This window comes from Mesorhizobium sp. M7A.F.Ca.CA.002.09.1.1, from assembly GCF_003998555.1.
Taxonomy (GTDB): domain Bacteria; phylum Pseudomonadota; class Alphaproteobacteria; order Rhizobiales; family Rhizobiaceae; genus Mesorhizobium; species Mesorhizobium ciceri.
The window spans coordinates 1-3,804 of sequence record NZ_RZRR01000561.1 but is presented as its reverse complement, the minus strand read 5'-3'; the positions used below and the strand labels follow the sequence as shown (position 1 = coordinate 3,804).

The following is a 3,804-nucleotide window of genomic DNA, read 5'->3' as shown; positions in this document are numbered from 1 at the left end:
CCTCATGGTCGGCAAGCGCCGCCTTCTCTTCCACGCTGCTGGCGTCGCGGGCCAGCCGCAGGAACATCGACGTGGTGCCGGCGTCGCCTTGCGGCGGGGGGCCGCGGCCGTCCTTCAGATGACAGTTCTGGCAGGCACGTTCGTTGAACAGCGGGCCGAGCCCGTCCGACGCCTGCGTCGAGGATGGCGACGAGACCCAGTTCTTGCGGAAAAGGGCATTGCCAAGCTTGAAGTCGCCCTGTTCCTCGAAGGTGAGGTTGGCCGAGGATTGCGAGAAGGAATCGCGGCTGACGTCCTTTCGGGACGTGCCGGCGCCACCTTGCATCAGTTCGAACGGCTCTGGCCTGGAAAAATCCGTGGTCGGCCTGGTGACGGCGATGGCGCGCGCCTGATCCTTCGCATTGAGGTCGGTGCGCGTGGTAGCGAAGCCGGCCGGCTGAAGATCACCCGCCATCGCCGAAGAGGTAAGCGCCAACACGAGCATGACACAGCGCCGACGCGCCAATCCGGCTGGCGTCTTCTCAGGGGGCGGCGAGCCATTGGCCCGCCGCGAGCGGCGCACGAATTCTAGCAGGCGCCGCATTCCCGCATGCCCTTACTCCGCCTCGTCTGCCGATGCGGCGTTGAGCTGGCCGTATTTCTCCTCGCCGATCGAGGCAAGCAGGTCGAGCTGCGTCTCAAGAAAGTCGATGTGACCCTCCTCGTCGGCCAGCAATTCCTCGAACAGCTTCATCGTCACGTAGTCGCCGGCGTCGTTGCAGATTTCGCGCGAACGCTTGTAGGCGGTACGTGCGTCATATTCTCCGGCAAGGTCGGATTCGAGCACTTCCTTGACGTTCTGCCCGATGCGCAGCGGCGCCACGGACTGCAGGTTCGGATGGCCTTCGAGGAAGATGATGCGGGCGACGAGCTTGTCGGCATGGTGCATCTCCTCGATCGATTCCGCCCGCTCCTTCTTTGCCAGCTTCGCGTATCCCCAGTCCTCAAGCAGACGGAAATGCACCCAGTACTGATTGACGGCCCCAAGCTCCAGAAAAAGGGCCTCGTTAAGCCGCTCGATGATCTGCGGATCGCCTTTCATGAATTCTGCTCCCGTATTGGATGCGCAGGCCTCTGACGCGATCCAGGTGTGAAACGACATCCACGCCGCTCGCCTCCGAGCGGGCGTGGTAGTTTTCGGTGACCCGAATGATCGTTTCCACCACATTTGGGAAGCAGCCGCAACAGCGACCGCGCTTTTGCATTGCATGATAGATCTTCGCCGGCACGATCAACTGCCAGGGATCCTGGTCCAGCAGCCCGACGATCGTCTGCTCGATCTCCTTCTCGGTGATGATGTTGCAATGACAAATCAGCATTGGCTTGCTCGGCTGGCTGACGGCGTCTCCCGCGCCGTGTGGCTTGATCTTCTGGCGGAGGCCGTTCCAAAGCCGGTTGTCCGGCTCCGGGTCAGTCTCCGTCGTTTACCCCTTACTTGAACACCTTGTCCGGCGCGTCGAGGCTGTCGGACCCTTCGAAGGCGATGGTGCTGAGCTTCAGGGAGCCGACGGCGCGCTCAATCGACTTGGTCTGATCGATCAGCGCATCGATCGCCGCCTGGACGGTGGCATTGCCCTCAATGTTGCCCTCGGCGATCTGCTGGTCATAGGCCTCGCCGGCCAGTGCACGCGCCTTGATCGCCTCCATCTTGGCGACCGAAACATCGAGCTTGTCAGACAGTTCCTTGTCGATCGCCGGGTCGGCCGCCTTCACCATATCGGCCACCGAAGGACCCGAAACGATGGTGCCGTCGAGACGCGTGTAGCTCGCATGATAGGCCGCGCGAATGCCGATGGCGTCGTAGAGATGCGAATTGTAGGTGTTGTCGGAGAAGCAATCGTGCTCCTCTTCCGGATCATGCAGCAGTAGGCCGAGCTTCATGCGCTCGCCGGCCAGTTCGCCGTAGGACAGCGAGCCCATGCCGGTGAAGATCGTCGAGATCGCCGTGTTCGGCTCGCCATCGACAAGAGCCTTGCGGGCGGCGCCGTCTTCCTTCCAGTTGCCGACCATCTCCTGAAGATCCGAAACCAGAAGGTCGCTGGCCGATTTCAGATACTCGGCGCGGCGGTCGCAATTACCGCCGGTGCAGTTCTTGAGGTCGTAGTCGGTGTCGGGGCGCTCGCCGGCACCCGGGCCGGTGCCATGCAGGTCCTGGCCCCAGAGCAGGAATTCGATGGCGTGATAGCCGGTGGCGACATTGGCCTCGATGCCGCCGGCTCCCTGCAGCGTGCCGGAGAGGAATTCCGGCGAAAGCTTCGATGCATCGACCTTCTTGCCGTTGATCTCGATCTCCTTGTTGGCGATCACATTGGCCGTGTAGAGCGCGTTCGCGTCCGATTCGGTGCCGTAGCTCTTGGCGACATAGTCGATCAAGCCTTCATCCAGCGGCCAGGAATTCACCTTGCCTTCCCAGTCGTCGACGATCTTGTTGCCGAAGCGGTAGACTTCGGTCTGCTGGTAGGGAACGCGCGATGCCTTCCAGGCGTCACGGGCAGCGTTGAGGGTTTCCACCGATGGCGTGGCGAGCAGCGCGTCGACCGCCTTGTCGAGCGCCTGCGCGGTGGTCAGCGAATCTTCGTATTTCGCGAGCGCGATGTCGGAATAGGTCTTGATGACCGCCTTTACATCGGTTTCCGCCTTTGCCGGCAACACGAATACCGCCGCCGTCAGCAGGGCAGTGGCGCCGATCGCCGCAAGCCTGCTGCCATATCGTGCTGTCATGATCACTCTCCAGTTTCTCGGAAATTCTGTAAACGGCGCGCGCAGCAACCGGCGCCAGGCCATCTGCGGGCCATTGGGCGCAAGAGATGCCGCGCCATCGCGCGGTTCGCGGAAGAAAGACACCAAAATGCCTCCAATCGAAAGGGTTCAAGGCCCAGACATTAAAGGGATGCGCTGACGCGCGAGCTTCCATAAAGCTGCGACACCGTCGGATGTCAATGACAATCCGCAAGAAAAGTCAATCGAAACAACAGTTTAGAATTATTCTAAACTGCGACTGTCAACTTTATGCATTTTCCTGCACCGGTCTTGCCGCTGAACTGTGCGATTGACAGCCGCCATCCCGGATGCGACCCGCAAAAGCTCGCTTGCAGCGGTGCCAGACAATTGCCATCTGGCGGAACATCCTAGGGTAGAATCGGGATTGAGTGCGATGAAGAACGGTGTGGTCATTGTCGGCGCGGGCCATGCGGGCGTGCAAGCGGCCGCAAGTCTGCGCGAGGACGGTTATGACGGACCGGTAATCCTCGTCGGAGATGAGGACGAACTGCCCTACCACAAGCCGCCGCTGTCGAAGACCTTCATCAAGGATGCCGAGGCCAAGCCACAACCCTTGCGCGGCGAGGCCTTTTACACCGGCAGCGCCATCGACTACCGGCCTGGCGTCAGGATCGATCGCATCGATGCCGGACGCCGCAGTTTGGATATTGCCGGCGGTGGTGCGCTTGCCTTCGACCACCTGATCCTGGCGACAGGCTCGCGCCCGCGCACGCTGCCGCTGCCCGGTGCCGATCTGTCCGGGGTGCTGTCGCTGCGCTCGCTGGCCGATGCGCGGCTGATTCGCGACCTCAGCGCGCAAACCGACGAAGTCGTCATCCTCGGCGGCGGTTTCATCGGGCTGGAGATCGCAGCCACGTTGAGGGCCGCCGGCCGCACGGTGACAGTGGTCGAGGCGGTGGACCGGCTGCTCGGCCGCGCCGTGGCGCCGGTGGTGGCGAGCCACGTCCGGCAACGGCTGGAAGCGACGGGCGTGAGCATCCTCAC

5 protein-coding genes are annotated in these 3,804 nt (G+C 62.3%); 1 reads left to right on the top strand and 4 read right to left on the bottom strand.

Translation table 11 applies throughout. From position 1 onward, the window contains the following. The 4 genes from EN994_RS21975 to EN994_RS21960 all read right to left on the bottom strand — a co-directional run. Positions 1-583: di-heme oxidoredictase family protein (locus EN994_RS21975; RefSeq protein WP_281060190.1), on the bottom strand; the 583-nt coding region annotated here is incomplete at its 3' end. A gap of 12 nt (positions 584-595) precedes the next feature. Then, entirely contained in the window at positions 596-1,081 is a 486-nt protein-coding gene (gene bfr, locus EN994_RS21970) for a bacterioferritin (protein ID WP_013527914.1), read from the bottom strand. Beyond that, on the bottom strand, positions 1,047-1,358 hold the full coding sequence (locus EN994_RS21965; protein WP_013527915.1) for a (2Fe-2S)-binding protein: 312 nt from the start codon (positions 1,356-1,358) through the stop codon (positions 1,047-1,049). The genes bfr and EN994_RS21965 overlap by 35 nt, the downstream gene beginning before the upstream one ends. Before the next feature lie 112 nt (positions 1,359-1,470). Then, positions 1,471-2,760: an imelysin family protein gene (locus EN994_RS21960; RefSeq protein ID WP_063170455.1), complete on the bottom strand. Its 1,290-nt coding sequence runs from the start codon at positions 2,758-2,760 to the stop codon at positions 1,471-1,473. 433 nt (positions 2,761-3,193) lie between these two features. Between EN994_RS21960 and EN994_RS21955 the strand changes: the two genes are divergently transcribed. After that, positions 3,194-3,804: FAD-dependent oxidoreductase (locus tag EN994_RS21955; RefSeq protein ID WP_164746068.1), on the top strand; the 611-nt coding region annotated here is incomplete at its 3' end.

Bases quoted from the DNA above. Each gene is read 5' to 3' on its own strand.
- EN994_RS21960 (WP_063170455.1), bottom strand. From the start codon at position 2,760: ATGACAGCACGATATGGCAGCAGGCTTGCGGCGATCGGCGCCACTGCC.
- bfr (WP_013527914.1), bottom strand. From the start codon at position 1,081: ATGAAAGGCGATCCGCAGATCATCGAGCGGCTTAACGAGGCCCTTTTT.
- EN994_RS21965 (WP_013527915.1), bottom strand. From the start codon at position 1,358: ATGCTGATTTGTCATTGCAACATCATCACCGAGAAGGAGATCGAGCAG.